The organism is Rhizobacter sp. P2_D12 (assembly GCF_056404395.1).
Genome location: NZ_JBFUEB010000009.1, coordinates 60,886 through 74,807, shown reverse-complemented (window position 1 = coordinate 74,807; position 13,922 = coordinate 60,886). Strand labels below are relative to the sequence as shown.

The window sequence follows — 13,922 nt, the reverse complement described above, 5'->3', positions numbered from 1 at the left end:
TGTCCGATACGGTCTTGCCAGCGTCAACCGGCATCGTGCGCCAACTTGGGGTGTAGCGCCCGTAGTACAGCCGCCGCACTTTGCGCGTTTGCCCGCGTGTGCGCAAGCTTGGTGCCGGTGCTTCAATGGTGGGCGGGCATGCACAATCGCGGCAGGCCCCGACCATCCCTGTGGAGACAACATGCAACCCATCGATCTTGCGCTGAGCCTGGACCTGCCCAAGCGCGCCGTCGCGCTGGTGCTGGCCGGCGGTCGCGGCAGCCGCCTGAAGAACCTGACCGACCGGCGTGCCAAGCCGGCCGTCTACTTCGGCGGCAAGTTCCGCATCATCGACTTCGCGCTGTCGAACTGCATGAACTCCGGCATCCGGCGCGTCGGCGTGATCACGCAGTACAAGTCGCACAGCCTGCTGCGCCACCTGCAGCGCGGCTGGGCCTTCCTGAAGAGCGAGATGAACGAGTTCGTCGACCTGCTGCCGGCGCAGCAGCGCAACGACGACGAGAGCTGGTACCGCGGCACCGCCGACGCCGTCTACCAGAACCAGGACATCCTCGCGAGCTACGGTGCCGACTACGTGGTGGTGCTGGCCGGCGACCACATCTACAAGATGAACTACGCGCTGATGCTGGCCGACCACGTGGCCAAGGGCCGCGAATGCACCGTCGGCTGCATCGCGGTGCCGCGCCACGAGGCAGTGGCCTTCGGCGTGATGGCGGTCGACAAGGACAACCACATCGTCGATTTCGTCGAGAAACCGGCCGACCCGCCGCCGATGCCGGGCCGCCCCGACATGGCGCTGGCCAGCATGGGCATCTACATCTTCAACGCGCGCTACCTCTACAAGGAGCTCGAGCGCGACATGAGCGACGCCGACTCCAGCCACGACTTCGGCAAGGACATCATCCCGCGCGCGGTGCGCAACGGCCAGGCCTCGGCCCACCCGTTCGAGCTGAGCTGCGTCAGCACGCGGCATGGCGAGGCGCCGTACTGGCGCGACGTGGGCACGATCGATGCGTACTGGGATGCCAACATCGACCTGACCGCCACCGACCCCCTGCTGAACCTGTACGACAAGCGCTGGCCGATCTGGACGTATCAAGAGCAGCTGCCGCCGGCCAAGTTCGTGCACAACCAGGACGACCGGCGCGGCATGGCAGTCGAGTCGCTGGTGTCGGGCGGCTGCATCGTCTCGGGCTCGGTCACGCGCACGGTGCTGTTCTCGAGCGTGCGGGTGCATTCGCACTCGGTCGTCAACTGGTCGGTGCTGCTGCCCGGCGCGCAGATCGGCCGCCATGCGCGCCTGACGCGGGTGGTGGTCGACCGCGCCTGCGTGATCCCCGACGGCATGGTGATCGGCGAGGATGCCGAGCTCGATGCCCAGCGCTTCCACCGTTCCGAGAACGGCATCACCCTCGTCACACGCGACATGCTCGCCAAGCTCACTTCATGAAAGTCCTCCAGGTTGCTGCCGAGATCTTCCCGCTGGTCAAGACAGGCGGGCTGGCCGACGTTGCCGGCGCGTTGCCGCAGGCGCTGGCGCATGCCGGCGCCGACGTGCGGCTGGTGCTGCCGGGCCTGCCGGCCATCGCCGACGCGGTGCTGCACCAGAAGACGGTGTGCGAGATCGGCGCGGCCTTCGGCGCGGCGCGCGTGCGCCTGACGCTGGGCACGATGCCGTACAGCCACCTGCCGGCCTACGTGATCGACGCGCCGCACCTGTACCGGCGCGGCGGCAGCCCCTATCAGGCGCCGGACGGCAGCGAATGGCCCGACAACGCGCAGCGTTTCGCGCTGCTGGGCTGGGTCGCGGCCCACATCGCGTCGGGCGAGCTCGACCCCGGCTGGGTGCCCGACGTGATGCACACGCACGACTGGCATGCGGCGATGGCCTGTGCCTACGCGCAGGTGCACCCGCCGACCCGCGCGGTGCGCATCTTCACCGTGCACAACCTGGCCTACCAGGGGCTGTTCCCGGCCGGCGATTTCCACCTGCTGAACCTGCCGTCCAAGCTGATGGCCGCGCCGGGCCTCGAGTACCACGGCCAGCTCAGCTTCATGAAGGCCGGGCTGAAGTTTTCCGACCGCATCACCACCGTCAGCCCGACCTATGCGCGCGAGATCGCGACGCACGAGTTCGGCTGCGGGCTCGACGGCGTGATCCGCAGCCGCGGCGCCGACGTCTTCGGCATCCTGAACGGCGTCGACCCGGCGGTCTGGAACCCGGCCACCGACCCGGGCATCGCCAAGCGCTACCAGGGCGATTCGCTGGTCGGCAAGGCGGTGTGCAAGCTCGCGCTGCAGACCGAGATGGGGCTGGAGCCGCGCGCCGACGCACCGTTGTTCGGCGTGGTCAGCCGGCTCACGTCGCAGAAGGGGCTGGACCTGGTGCTGGCCGCCTTGCCCGGCATCCTGCAGCGCGGCGGGCAGTTCGCGCTGCAGGGCAACGGCGACCGGATGCTCGAACAGGCCTTCGAGGGCGCGGCGCGCGCCCACCCGAAGCAGGTGGCGGTGCGCACCGTCTACGACGAGGCGCTGGCGCACCGCATCATCGCCGGCAGCGACGCGCTGCTGATGCCGTCGCGCTTCGAGCCCTGCGGGCTGACGCAGCTGTATGCCTTGCGCTACGGCACGCTGCCGATCGTGCGGCGCGTCGGCGGCCTGGTCGACACCGTGGTCGACGCCACCGACGAGGCGATGCGCACCGACCGCGCCACCGGCTTCTCGTTCGAGGCCGCCAGCTCGATGGCGCTGGAGGCCACGGTCGACCGCCTGCTGCTGGCCTACCAGCAGCCGGCGCTGTGGCAGCAGCTGATGCGCCGCGCGATGGCGCAGGAATTCTCGTGGGACGTGGCCGCCGCATCCTACATGCGCCTGTACGCGCAATGCAGGAGCCAGCCGCCCGGCGGCGGCTGACGGCAGGCCCTCTTTCGGGGGCCTTCATCTTGCGGATTCCCACCGGCCGTCGTTGGCGGCACAGTTCGCCCCGTCCCGGCATCGGCGCCGGCGCGGAGAGAATCACATGCACTTCCAGGAACTGACGGTCGGCGACTTCAAGATCTACGCCGGCGCGATCGAGATGGCGCAGGGCGGTTACGTGGCCGCGGTGGTGGTCAAGCAGGTGCACGGCTGTGCCGCCCCGCACGAGGTGTTGCGCGACGAGGCGATGTGCGACGGCCGCTGCTGGACCGACCCGCAGTCGGCGCTGCACTATGCAGTGACGGCGGCGCGCTCGGTGATCCGCGACCGGACCCGCGTCGAGAGCGCCTGAGGCGGTTCCGGCTGCGTCCGCAGCCCGGGTGGCCGGCGCAACACCTGCAATACTCGGGAATCTTCCGAGGATGCGCCGACACCGATGGACGATCTCGCAGCCGTGAACCAGGGCCCCGCCGACGACAGCCGGGAAGACCTCTATCGCCTGCTGGTCGCGTCGATCACCGACTACGCGATCTACATGCTCGACGCGCGCGGCCACGTGACGAGCTGGAACCCGGGCGCGCAGCGCTTCAAGGGCTACACCGAGGCCGAGATCCGCGGCCAGCACTTCTCGCGCTTCTACACCGAGGAAGACCGTGCGTCCGGCCTGCCGGCCCGTGCGCTGGCCACCGCGCTGCGCGATGGCACGTTCGAGGGCGAGGGCTGGCGCGTGCGCAAGGACGGCAGCCGGTTCTGGGCCCACGTCGTGATCGACCCGATCCGTGACGAACGGGGCGAGCTGTTCGGCTTCGCGAAGATCACGCGCGACCTGACCGAGCGCCGTGCGGCCGAACAGGCGCTGCACCGCAGCCAGGAGCAGTTCCGCCTGCTGGTGCAGGGCGTCACCGACTACGCGATCTACATGCTGGACACCGAGGGGCGCGTCATCAGCTGGAATTCCGGCGCGCAGCGCATCAAGGGCTGGCGGCAGGACGAGATCATCGGCCGCCATTTCAGCACCTTCTACCGCGACGAGGACCGCGCGCTGGGCCAGCCCGAGCGCGCGCTGCGGCTGGCCGCGGCCGAAGGCCGCTTCGAGAGCGAGGGCTGGCGCGTGCGCAAGGACGGCAGCCACTTCTGGGCCAACGTCGTGATCGACCCGATCCGCGACGAGCACGGCCGCATCCTCGGCTTCGCCAAGGTCACGCGCGACGTCACCGATCAGCGCGCGGCGCAGCACGAGCTGGAGCGGGCCCGCGAATCGCTGTTCCAGTCGCAGAAGATGGATGCGATCGGCCAGCTGACCGGCGGCGTCGCGCACGACTTCAACAACCTGCTGATGGTCGTCATCAGCAGCCTGGAGATGATCCGCCGGCGCGTCGGCGACGACCCGCGCGTGAGCGGGCTGATCGACAACGCGATGCGCGGCGCGCGGCGCGGCGCATCGCTGACGCAGCGCATGCTGTCGTTCGCGCGCCGGCAAGACCTGAAGCCCGAGGCGGTCGACGTGCTGGAGCTGGTGCGGGGCATGTCCGACCTGCTGGACCGCTCGCTCGGGCCGGCGATCCGCATCGAGCTGCCGCAGGCGCAGGACGTGCGGCGCGTTCGCGTGGACGCGAACCAGCTCGAGCTCGCGCTGCTGAACCTGGCCGTCAACGCACGCGACGCGATGCCGCGCGGCGGCGTGATCGCGATCGACGTCCGCGAGGCAGATTCCCCGCCGCCGAAGCTGGCACCGGGCGCCTATGTGCGCATCAGCGTCGCCGACCAGGGCGAAGGCATGGACGAGGTGACGCTGGCGCGGGCCACCGAGCCGTTCTTCACCACCAAGGGCGTCGGCAAGGGGACAGGGCTCGGGCTGTCGATGGTGGAGGGGCTGGCGTCGCAATCGGGCGGGCTGTTCACGCTGGAGAGCCGGTCCGACGTCGGGACCACCGCGACGCTGTGGCTGCCGGTGGCGACCCCGGACGAGGCGCTGGCGCCGGTGGCCCCGGGCGATGCGCCCCGCGCGGCCCCGGCGATGCAAGTGCTGGTGGTCGACGACGACAGCCTGGTGCTGGCCAACGCGGTGGCGCTGCTCGAGGAGCTGGGCCACGAGGTGGTGGCCGCCGGTTCGGCGCAGGAAGCGCTGGATTTGCTGCGCAGCCGGCCGCGGATCCGGCTGATGCTGACCGACCACGCGATGCCGCACATGACCGGCGCCGAGCTGGTGGATGCCGCGCGGCGCGAGTTCCCGCAGCTCGCGGTGATCCTCGCGAGCGGCTATGCCGAGCTGCAATCCCAGATGCCGGCCTTCGTGCTGCGGCTGACCAAGCCGTTCGGGCAGGCCGAGCTGTCGCGGGCGATCGCGCTGGCGATCGAGCGGACGGCGCCGCCACGGCCCTGAGCGCGGCGGCAGATATCGATCTGCGCAATGCGTCGTTGCGCGGCGCCGGGCCGGCGCTTAGCGTGCCGGGTTCGATCCCGCCGACGAGACCCTCACGATGCCGTTCCACCGCCGCCCCGATGCCTTGCGCCGCCAGCTGATGCTGGCCGGTTTCGCATCCTCCCTGCCGCTGGCCGCGCGCGCCGCCGAACCCGACAGGCTGCGCATCGGCTTCCAGAAATCGTCGACGCTGATGATCTTCCTGAAGTCGCGCGGCACGCTCGAGAAGGCGCTGGCGCCGCTGCAGGTGAACGTCTCGTGGCACGAGTTCACGTCCGGGCTGCCGCTGCTGGAGGCGCTGAACGTCGGCGCGATCGAGCTGACGGCCGACGTCGCCGATGCGGTGCCGCCGTTCGCATTGGCAGCGGGCGCGAAGCTGACCTACTGCGCGATCGAGACGCCGTCGCCGCAGGCCCAGGCCATCGTCGTGCGCAAGGATTCCCCGATCACGAGCGTGGCACAGCTGAAGGGGCGCAAGGTCGCGTTCGCGAAGGGCGCCGGCGCGCACTACCTGCTGCTGGAGGCGCTGGCCCAGGCGGGGCTGTCGATCAAGGACATCGAGCCGGCCTACCTGAGCCCGGCCGACGGGCGCGCCGCATTCGAGAACGGCAGCGTCGCGGCCTGGGTGATCTGGGACCCGTTCCTCGCGGCCGTGCAGCGCCAGGCCGGCGCGCGCATCCTGCTCGACGGTGGATCGCTGTCGAGCTACCGCCGCTTCTACCTGGCCGGCACGCCGTACGCGCAACGCCGGCCCGACGTGCTGGCCGGTGTGTTCGCCGAGCTGCAGCGGGCCGGCGAGTGGATCAAGAAGAATCCCGGCCCGGCCGCCGAATGGCATGCGCCGGTGATCGGCCTCGACGCGGCGACGGTGGAGGCAGCAAACCTGCGCCGCAGCTACCGCGTTCAGCCGGTCGACGCCGAGGCGCTGGCCGAGCAGCAGCGCATCGCCGATGCCTTCTCGGCAGCGCAGATCCTGCCGCGCCGCGTGGTCATCGGCGACTCGCCGGTGTGGCGTCCTGCGTGAGTCGTTGACAGCCCGCGTCGCATCTGCAACAGGAGATTGCGGCAGCCTGTCGGATCGGGGCTGAAAAGGCCGCACGGGAGCACGGGCACCTGGCTTGCTTGACCGGGGGATGTCTTCACGCCGTCTCCTGCCTGCTGTCGTCCTGTTCAACCTCGTGCTCGTCGCCTGCGGTGGCAGCAGCGACGATGCCGCGCCGTCGGACAACCCGCCGACCAGTGGCACGCCCGCACCGGCGCCTGCCCCAACACCCGCGCCCGCACCTGCACCCGCACCCGCACCCGCACCCGCACCGAGTCCCGCGCCAGCCCCGGCCCCGGCCCCGGCCCCCGCCAGCGATACCGCCTTCGTCGCCATCGACACCAGCAACCGCGCCGAGGTGCTGGCCCGCTACCAGGACGGCTTCCTTGCGCTGCGCAAGACCCCCTTCAGCTGGACCGGCAACGTCGACGCCTGCACGGCCGGTGACACGCCGCTCGCGTACAAGAACGCCGTCATCAAGCTCGTCAACTACTACCGCGCGATGGCCGGGCTGCCGAGCGACCTGGCGCTGTCGCTTGCCAAGTCCGCCAAGGCCCAGAAGGCCGCGCTGATGTTCGACGCGAACGACCAGCTCAACCACACGCCACCGACCAGCTGGAAGTGCTACAGCGCCGACGGCGCGGAGGCCGCCGGCAACTCCAACATCGCCTGGGGCACGGTGCTGAACAGCCTCGACGGCAAGGCCTCGGGCATCGGCTCGATCCCGCTGTACGTGATGGACGGCGGGGTCGACTCGCTGGGCCACCGTCGCTGGGTCTTCAGCCTGCGCCTGGGCGAGGTCGGCACCGGCGACACGCCGCAGGGCAACGCGCTGTGGGTGCTGAGCTTCGACCGCAGCGCGCCCGCCGTGCCGAACGGCGTGCCCTGGCCGCCGCGCGGCTACGTGCCCTGGGACAACAAGATCGCCGAGCCGGCGATGCGCTGGTCGTTCTCGTACCCGAACGCCGATTTCTCGGCCGCCACCGTGACGATGAAGGACGACGCCGGCACCGCGGTGCCGGTGACCGGCGTCGTGAGCCTGCCGAACGGCTATGCCGAGAACGCCGTCGCCTGGTCGATCGGCGGCAGCGGCCAGCCCTGGTCGCGGGCACCGGCCGACACGAAGCTGAGCGTGACCGTCGCCAACGTGAAGATCGGCGGCAGCGCGAAGAGCTTCAACTACGACGTGACCTTCATCAAGCCCTGAGGGCCGCGGCCAGCCGCTCGAACAGCGGCAACACGGTGGCGTCGTCGGCCTGCAGCAGCCGGTCGCCGACGTAGAGCTCGGTCGCGCTCCAGCCCGGCACCTCGGTGGCGCGCACGTGGCCGAACAGCCAGCAGCGCTCGTGCAGCGCCAGATCGTCGCGTGCCTGCAGCACGGCGTCGGCCGGCGCATCGAAGTGCAGGTGGAACAGGTTGGTGTGGGGCACGCGCGGGTTCACGCGCAGGCCGGGGATCGCGTCCAGCCCGGCCGCCAGGGACAGCGCACGCTGGTACAGCGCCGGCATCAGCGCCAGCCGCTCGTCGAAGCGCATCGCGGCCGACGCCAGCATCGGGCTCAGGTGGTACAGCGTGCCGCCCATGCGGCGGCGCCACAGCCGCGCCTGTGCGACGAAATCGGCGCTGCCGGCCAGCAGCGCGCCCGAGACGCCGCCGATGCCCTTGTAGAGCGACACGTAGACCGAGTCGAAGCCGGCGGCGATGTCGGCATGGGAGCGTTGGTAGAACGCCGCGCATTCCCACAGCCGCGCGCCGTCGAGGTGCAGCGGCAGCCGGCGCTGCTGGGCGGCGGCCTGCAGCGCGAGCAGTTCGTCCCACGACGGCAACTGGCCGCCCGCTTCGCGGATCGGCAGTTCGACGATGGCGCAGGCGAGCGGCTGCGCGGCCGCGTCCAGGTCGGTCGCGAGCATCGGCCGCAGCCGGTCGCCCACCGGCACGCCGTGCAGGTGGAGCAGCGCGCTGAAGGCCTGCTCCTCGTGCAGCGCCAGGTGCGACGTGGGGTGCATGCCGAAGCGCGGCAGGCGCGCCGCCTCGGCGTGGATCTGCACCGCGGCCAGCTGCGCCATCACGCCGCTGGGCATGAAGACCGCGGCCGGCTTGCCCAGCAGCGCCGCGAGCTTGCGCTCGAAGTCTTCGGCCAGCACGCCGTTGCCATAGTGGTCGTGCTCGATGCCCCGGGCTTCGCACCAGGCGGCCATGCGGGCGAACTCCTCGGCCGGGCTCGGGGCCGCGAAGTCGGGCAGGGTGAGCGTGCATTGCTTGCGCAGCAACTGGCGTTGTTCGGGGGTGTGGGGCATGGCTGCGAGTTTAAGAAAAAATCGTCTCGAACCCCTAAAATGAAGAAAATCTGTGCTCCGGAAAGACAAGATGAACCCCCGTGCCCTGGGCTACGAGTTCGTGCGCGAAAGCCTGGGCCTGCAGGCCGTGCCGCCGCGCCGGCCCGCGTTGCTGAAGCCGGTGACGCGCATCGAGCCCGGCGACAGCTTCATCGGCATTCCCAGGCAGGTGGCGCCGCAGACAGCCGACCCGCTGGCGCACCTGCTGTTCGCGCTGAAGCACGAGGGCACCCAGTTGCAGATCCTGGCACAGGCGCTGCCGCGCGTCGACCCCGGCGCCCTGGTGGCGGAGCTGCGCCGCGCCCCGAGCGGTGGCTACATCCGCATCCTGTGCAGCCTGTGGGAGCGCTTCACCGGCCGCGAGCTGAGCGACCTGCCGGCTGTCAGCGGCCCCACGGTGCCGGTGTTCGATCCGGCGCGCCACGTGACCGGCCCGGAGCGGCGCGACGCCCGCTGGCGGGTCGCCTTCAACGGGCTGGGGTCGCTGCGCTGGTGTGCCACGGTCGAGCGCACGCCGTGGCTGGACAAGGCCATGGCCTCGGACGTGCTCGGCCGCACACAGGCCTTCATCGCCACGCTGGGCGGCGGCATGATGGACCGGGCGCTGGGCTGGGCCTACCTGCACGAGACCGAGGATTCGTTCGCGATCGAGCGCGAGACGCCGACCGAGGGCAAGGCCCGCACCTTCATCGCGCTGCTGCAGCAGGCCCACGACGGGCGCGCGCTGTCCGAGGACTACCTGGTCGAGCTGCAGAACTCGGCGCTCAGCAACCCCCATGACAAGGCGATGCAGTTCCGCACCGGCCAGAACTGGCTGCGCAGCGCGGCGCGCGGCGCGGCCGGCGTGAGCTGCGTGCCGCCGCCGCCGGAACTGGTGCCCGAGCTGATGGACGAGCTGATGGCCTTCGCGAACGCCGCGCCGACGCACATCGACCCGATCGTCGCCGCGGCCATCGCGTCGTTCGGCTTCGTCTTCATCCATCCGTTCATGGACGGCAACGGTCGGTTGTCGCGCTTCCTGTTCCACCAGGCGCTGTGCAGTTCGGGGCGGCTGCCGCAGGGCATGCTGCTGCCGGTGTCGGTGGCGATGAAACGCCACGAGGATGAGTACATGGCCGTGCTGCAGCGCTATTCGCGTCCGGTGCGCGAGTTCTGGAACGTGCGCTGGATCGACGAAGGCGAATACGACTTGCAGTTCCGCGGCGATGCCGGCCTGTACCGCCACTGGGATGCCACCGCCTGCGTGGAATTCGGCTACCGCATGGCCGAGCAGGCGCTGGAGGTCGACCTGCGGCAGGAGACCGAGTTCCTGGCCCGCTACGACGCCGTCGCGAAGGCGGTCGGCGAGCGTTTCGACGTGCGCGGCAACGACCTCGCCACGCTGATCCTCAGCTGCCTCGACCAAGGCGGCACGGTGTCGAGGCACCGGCGCAGGCAGTTCCAGGGCCGGGTGCCCGAGGGCCTGTTCGAGGCCATCGAGAAGGCGACATTGAAAGCGCTGTCAGCATCCCGCCCTGTTTCGTAACACAAGTTGCATCCCTCCCCATTTGCGCCGCGCGGGCACGCCACCAGAATCCGCGGCATTCAACAGGGGGAGAACCCAATGAAAAAGCAACGCCAGCACGTACTGGTCCTGTTGCCGCTGGCGATCGCCACGGCAGCCTTTGTCACCGCCTGCGGCAGCGGTGGCGATGAAACCGGTTCCACGTCCAGCGCGGCCAAGGAGTCCGGGCGCGAAGCCGCCGCCGGCATCTCGACCGCGACGCTGCCGGTGGGCCGCTACGTGATCGTCAATGCGTTGAGCGGCAAGTGTGTCGACGTCGCGGCGGCCAGCACCGCCGACGGCGCAGTCATCCAGCAGGTCGGCTGCAACTCGAACATGGCGCAGGCCTTCGACGTCTCGCAGACGGCGGCCGGCGTCTACAAGCTGGTCAACGTGGGCAGCGGCAAGGCGGTCGACGTCAACGCGGCCTCCACCGCCGACGGCGCCAAGGTGCAGCAGTGGACCGACAACGGCACCAACGCACAGCGCTTTCGCATCGAGCGCACGCAGGGCAACCGCTACGTGCTGACCAACGTCAACAGCAACAAGTGCGTCGACGTCGCTGCTGCCTCGCTGAACGACGGCGCCGTCATCCAGCAGTGGAGCTGCAACGCGAGCGGCGCACAGCAGTTCCACTTCTACCCGCTGGCCAGCACCGGGCGCGGCACGCTGCCGGTGGGCCAATACACGATCAGCTCCAACCATTCGCACCTGTGCGTCGACATCGAGGGCGGCAGCACGGCCGCCGCCGGTGCGCGCGCGATCCAGGCCGCCTGCACCGGCGCGGCCACGCAGAAGTTCGACGTGCTGCCCGACCAGGGCGGCAGCTACCGCTTCTCGAACGCGCAGACGCACCAGTCGCTCGACATCGCCGGCGTCTCGACCGCCAACGGCGCCACGCTGACGCAGTGGACCGACACCGCGGGCGACAACCAGCGCTTCCTGGTCAATGCGACGCCCGACGGCTACCAGGTCGTCGCGCGCCACAGCAACAAGTGCCTGGACGTGGCCGAGTGGAGCACCGCCGCCGGCGGCAAGCTGCAGCAATGGGATTGCGGCGGCAACCAGGCCAACCAGCGCTGGGCGTTCTCGGCCGGCGCGGGCGACACCACCACGCCGCCGCCGGCCCAGCCGCCGGCCGGCTGGCGCCTGGTGTGGCAGGACGAGTTCGACGGCAGCGCGATCGACAGCAGAAAGTGGGGCTTCGAGGTGAACGGCGGGGGCGGCGGCAACAACGAGCTGCAGTACTACACCGCGCGGCCCGAGAACGCGTCGGTCGCCAACGGCGTGCTGAGCATCAAGGCGCTGAAGGAGCGCTACTGCTCGACCGACGGCTGCCGCGACTACACGTCGGCGCGGCTGCGCACGCTGAACAAGGGCGACTGGCTGTATGGCCGCATGGAAGCGCGCATCAAGCTGCCGGGCGGGCAGGGCCTGTGGCCGGCGTTCTGGATGCTGCCGTCCGACGGTGTCTACGGCGGCTGGGCGGCCAGCGGCGAGATCGACATCCTGGAGGCGGTGAACGCCGGCGCGTCGGGCGGCAACACCGTGTACGGCACGCTGCACTACGGCGGTTCGTGGCCGAACAACACCAACTCCGGCAAGTCTTTCGTGCCGTCCAGCAGCATCCTGACCAACTTCCACACCTACGCGGTGGAATGGGAGCCGGGCGTGATCCGGCACTACGTCGACGGCACGCTGTACAACACGCAGACGCAATGGTGGTCCAGCGGCGGTGCCTTCCCCGCACCGTTCGACAAGCGCTTCCACATCCTGCTGAACGTCGCAGTGGGCGGCAACTGGCCGGGCGCGCCGAACGCTGCCACGACCTTCCCGCAGCGCATGGACGTCGACTGGGTGCGGGTCTACCAACGCTGACCAGCACTGGGCGAGATGGCATCAAAGTAGTCAAAAATGAAAAAATGGCACTTTGGTGCCATTTTTCTTGCGCGGAAGGTGGCAATGAAGTAGTCTATCTTGCATCAATAGCACTTCATTGCCATGAATACCTCGAAGGAAGTTGCCGGTGTGCTGCGTTCGTCACTGGTGGCTGTCGGTTTGACGCAGGCCGAGTTGCGGGCCCAGGCCGGCGTGTCGCAGCGGACCTTGACCAATGTGCTCAGCGGCACGGAGGACTTCAAGTTCAGCACCCTGGTGGCGCTGGCCGACCGATTGGGGCTGGAATTGCTGTTGGTGCCCAAGGGGGCTGCGGTGGCGGTGGACGCGGGGCAGACGGCGCTGCCGCAGGTCAAGTCGCGGGTGGCCGCGGCGTTGGAGGCGGTGCGTCCGCGCGGCGGCGATGAACGTTGAGGCGCTGGCGATTCTGCTGGGCGAGCGGCGCCGCATCGGCGTGTTGTTCCGATACGAGTTGGCGGCCGACACGGTCGTCACGCGTTTCGTGGCCGACGAGGCCTTTGTGCAGTCGGCGCCGCAGCCCACGGTGTCGACCGCCTGGCTCGCCGACTCGCCTGTGCAACAGCAGGCCTTCTGGCGTGATGTGCGTTCGGTGGACTTCAACGGACGCCACTCCAGCCGCAACGGCTGGCTGTTGCCGGCCTTCTTCCAGAACCTGCTGCCCGAGGGCGTGTTCCGCGACCGCGTGGCCGAACTGCGCGGCTGCGATCCGCGCGATCATTTCGAGATGCTGGCAGCCTGCGGCCGCGACTTGCCCGGCAACCTGTACGCGCTGCCGGTGGCGTTGTCGCGCGACGAGCTGGCGCGCTACGTGACGCAGCACCAGGACGCGCTGGAGATGTCGGTCACGGCCGATCCGCTGGAAGACGGCGTGTCGCTGTCGGGCGTGCAGCCCAAGGTGGGCGCGATCCTCGATGGCGATCGCTACGTGGCCCGCACGCGCGACCACGACACGCACATCATCGCCAAGCTCCCGGTGGTGGCGCAGCCGCTGCTGCCGGAGGTGGAAGATCTGTCGCTGCGGTTGGCGGCTGCGGCGGGTGTCGAGGTGTGCGAGGCCTGGCTGGAGCCGTTGTCGAAGCTGGCGGTGCTGCACGGCTATGACCTGGGCGAGAGCGATCCGCAGACGCGCTTCCTGGCCGTACGCCGCTTCGACCGCAGCCCTGCGGGCCGCATCCACAACGAGGATTTCGCGCAGGTGTTGGGCGTGATGCCGGAGGACAAGTACGGCGGCACGCCGGGCGATGCGGCGCGCAGCTACCTCGATGTCGCGGCTGTGCTGCTCGGCTTCGACAGCCTGGGCGAGGCAGCGGTGCACGAGCTGCTGCGTCGCCTGGTCGTCAACGAGATGCTGGGCAATCCCGACATGCACCTGAAGAACATGGGCCTGGTTTATCCGGACGGCGTGGCGCCGCGTTTCGCGCCGGCCTATGACGTGGTGGCCTATGCGGCCTACAGCCGCCACCAGGGCCATGCACTGGCGTTGCTGCCGGCAGCGCTGGCGTCGACTGGCGGGCGGCTGCGGCAGCAGCAGCTGTCGCCGGCAGTGGTGCGGGCGTTCTGCGGCGCGCTGCGCATCCCGGAGAAGCCGGCTGCCGCCGCGATCCGGGAGGCGGTGCGGGCGGCGTTCCGGCGCTGGCCGGACCTGGTGCAGGCTGCGCCGCTGACGGCGGTGCAGAAGTCGCGCCTGCTGGCGCATTTCCATGCGCACCCGATGGTGCAGTCGGTCGCGAAGCGTGCGGTGTGAGC

The 13,922-nt window shown here is 70.0% G+C and carries 11 protein-coding genes; 10 read left to right on the top strand and 1 reads right to left on the bottom strand.

The window, feature by feature from the left end:
* Nucleotides 1-181 precede the first annotated feature (181 nt).
* From glgC to AC1DYN_RS04680, 6 genes are all read left to right on the top strand, one after another.
* Nucleotides 182-1,450 (top strand): glucose-1-phosphate adenylyltransferase, encoded by a 1,269-nt coding sequence (gene glgC, locus AC1DYN_RS04705; protein ID WP_477957950.1) that lies wholly within the window; start codon nucleotides 182-184, stop codon nucleotides 1,448-1,450.
* On the top strand, nucleotides 1,447-2,913 hold the full coding sequence (gene glgA, locus AC1DYN_RS04700) for a glycogen synthase GlgA (RefSeq protein WP_477957949.1): 1,467 nt from the start codon (nucleotides 1,447-1,449) through the stop codon (nucleotides 2,911-2,913). Before glgC ends, glgA begins: the two co-directional genes overlap by 4 nt.
* A 106-nt stretch (nucleotides 2,914-3,019) precedes the next feature.
* Nucleotides 3,020-3,268, top strand: a complete 249-nt coding sequence (locus AC1DYN_RS04695; protein ID WP_477957948.1) for a hypothetical protein — start codon at nucleotides 3,020-3,022, stop codon at nucleotides 3,266-3,268.
* A gap of 84 nt (nucleotides 3,269-3,352) precedes the next feature.
* Nucleotides 3,353-5,299 (top strand): hybrid sensor histidine kinase/response regulator, encoded by a 1,947-nt coding sequence (locus tag AC1DYN_RS04690; RefSeq protein ID WP_477957947.1) that lies wholly within the window; start codon nucleotides 3,353-3,355, stop codon nucleotides 5,297-5,299.
* A gap of 97 nt (nucleotides 5,300-5,396) precedes the next feature.
* Nucleotides 5,397-6,362, top strand: a complete 966-nt coding sequence (locus tag AC1DYN_RS04685; protein ID WP_477957946.1) for an aliphatic sulfonate ABC transporter substrate-binding protein — start codon at nucleotides 5,397-5,399, stop codon at nucleotides 6,360-6,362.
* A 109-nt stretch (nucleotides 6,363-6,471) separates the two neighbouring features.
* Nucleotides 6,472-7,587 carry a CAP domain-containing protein gene (locus AC1DYN_RS04680; protein WP_477957945.1) on the top strand — a complete coding sequence of 372 codons (1,116 nt, stop codon included), beginning with the start codon at nucleotides 6,472-6,474 and terminating at the stop codon, nucleotides 7,585-7,587.
* On the opposite strand, the gene AC1DYN_RS04675 is transcribed toward AC1DYN_RS04680, so the two are convergent.
* Nucleotides 7,577-8,677 (bottom strand): threonine aldolase family protein, encoded by a 1,101-nt coding sequence (locus tag AC1DYN_RS04675; RefSeq protein ID WP_477957944.1) that lies wholly within the window; start codon nucleotides 8,675-8,677, stop codon nucleotides 7,577-7,579. The genes AC1DYN_RS04680 and AC1DYN_RS04675 overlap by 11 nt on opposite strands.
* A gap of 70 nt (nucleotides 8,678-8,747) precedes the next feature.
* On the opposite strand from AC1DYN_RS04675, the gene AC1DYN_RS04670 reads away from it, so the two are divergent.
* The 4 genes from AC1DYN_RS04670 to AC1DYN_RS04655 all read left to right on the top strand — a co-directional run bounded on the left by AC1DYN_RS04670 (nucleotide 8,748) and on the right by AC1DYN_RS04655 (nucleotide 13,920).
* Nucleotides 8,748-10,241, top strand: coding sequence for a Fic family protein (locus AC1DYN_RS04670; RefSeq protein ID WP_477957943.1), 1,494 nt, complete (start codon nucleotides 8,748-8,750; stop codon nucleotides 10,239-10,241).
* Between the two features lie 78 nt (nucleotides 10,242-10,319).
* A complete protein-coding gene (locus AC1DYN_RS04665) occupies nucleotides 10,320-12,137 on the top strand; it encodes an RICIN domain-containing protein (protein ID WP_477957942.1) in 1,818 nt (605 codons plus the stop codon).
* Nucleotides 12,138-12,260: 123 nt separating this feature from the next.
* On the top strand, nucleotides 12,261-12,569 hold the full coding sequence (locus AC1DYN_RS04660; RefSeq protein ID WP_477957941.1) for a helix-turn-helix domain-containing protein: 309 nt from the start codon (nucleotides 12,261-12,263) through the stop codon (nucleotides 12,567-12,569).
* Nucleotides 12,559-13,920 carry a type II toxin-antitoxin system HipA family toxin gene (locus AC1DYN_RS04655; protein ID WP_477957940.1) on the top strand — a complete coding sequence of 454 codons (1,362 nt, stop codon included), beginning with the start codon at nucleotides 12,559-12,561 and terminating at the stop codon, nucleotides 13,918-13,920. Before AC1DYN_RS04660 ends, AC1DYN_RS04655 begins: the two co-directional genes overlap by 11 nt.
* Nucleotides 13,921-13,922 lie beyond the last annotated feature (2 nt).

Excerpts from the sequence above, each read along its gene's own strand:
- AC1DYN_RS04675 (WP_477957944.1), bottom strand. The coding sequence starts at position 8,677 with ATGCCCCACACCCCCGAACAACGCCAGTTGCTGCGCAAGCAATGCACG.
- AC1DYN_RS04665 (WP_477957942.1), top strand. The coding sequence starts at position 10,320 with ATGAAAAAGCAACGCCAGCACGTACTGGTCCTGTTGCCGCTGGCGATC.
- AC1DYN_RS04680 (WP_477957945.1), top strand. The coding sequence starts at position 6,472 with ATGTCTTCACGCCGTCTCCTGCCTGCTGTCGTCCTGTTCAACCTCGTG.
- AC1DYN_RS04685 (WP_477957946.1), top strand. The coding sequence starts at position 5,397 with ATGCCGTTCCACCGCCGCCCCGATGCCTTGCGCCGCCAGCTGATGCTG.
- glgC (WP_477957950.1), top strand. The coding sequence starts at position 182 with ATGCAACCCATCGATCTTGCGCTGAGCCTGGACCTGCCCAAGCGCGCC.
- AC1DYN_RS04655 (WP_477957940.1), top strand. The coding sequence starts at position 12,559 with ATGAACGTTGAGGCGCTGGCGATTCTGCTGGGCGAGCGGCGCCGCATC.
- AC1DYN_RS04695 (WP_477957948.1), top strand. The coding sequence starts at position 3,020 with ATGCACTTCCAGGAACTGACGGTCGGCGACTTCAAGATCTACGCCGGC.
- glgA (WP_477957949.1), top strand. The coding sequence starts at position 1,447 with ATGAAAGTCCTCCAGGTTGCTGCCGAGATCTTCCCGCTGGTCAAGACA.
- AC1DYN_RS04670 (WP_477957943.1), top strand. The coding sequence starts at position 8,748 with ATGAACCCCCGTGCCCTGGGCTACGAGTTCGTGCGCGAAAGCCTGGGC.
- AC1DYN_RS04690 (WP_477957947.1), top strand. The coding sequence starts at position 3,353 with ATGGACGATCTCGCAGCCGTGAACCAGGGCCCCGCCGACGACAGCCGG.
- AC1DYN_RS04660 (WP_477957941.1), top strand. The coding sequence starts at position 12,261 with ATGAATACCTCGAAGGAAGTTGCCGGTGTGCTGCGTTCGTCACTGGTG.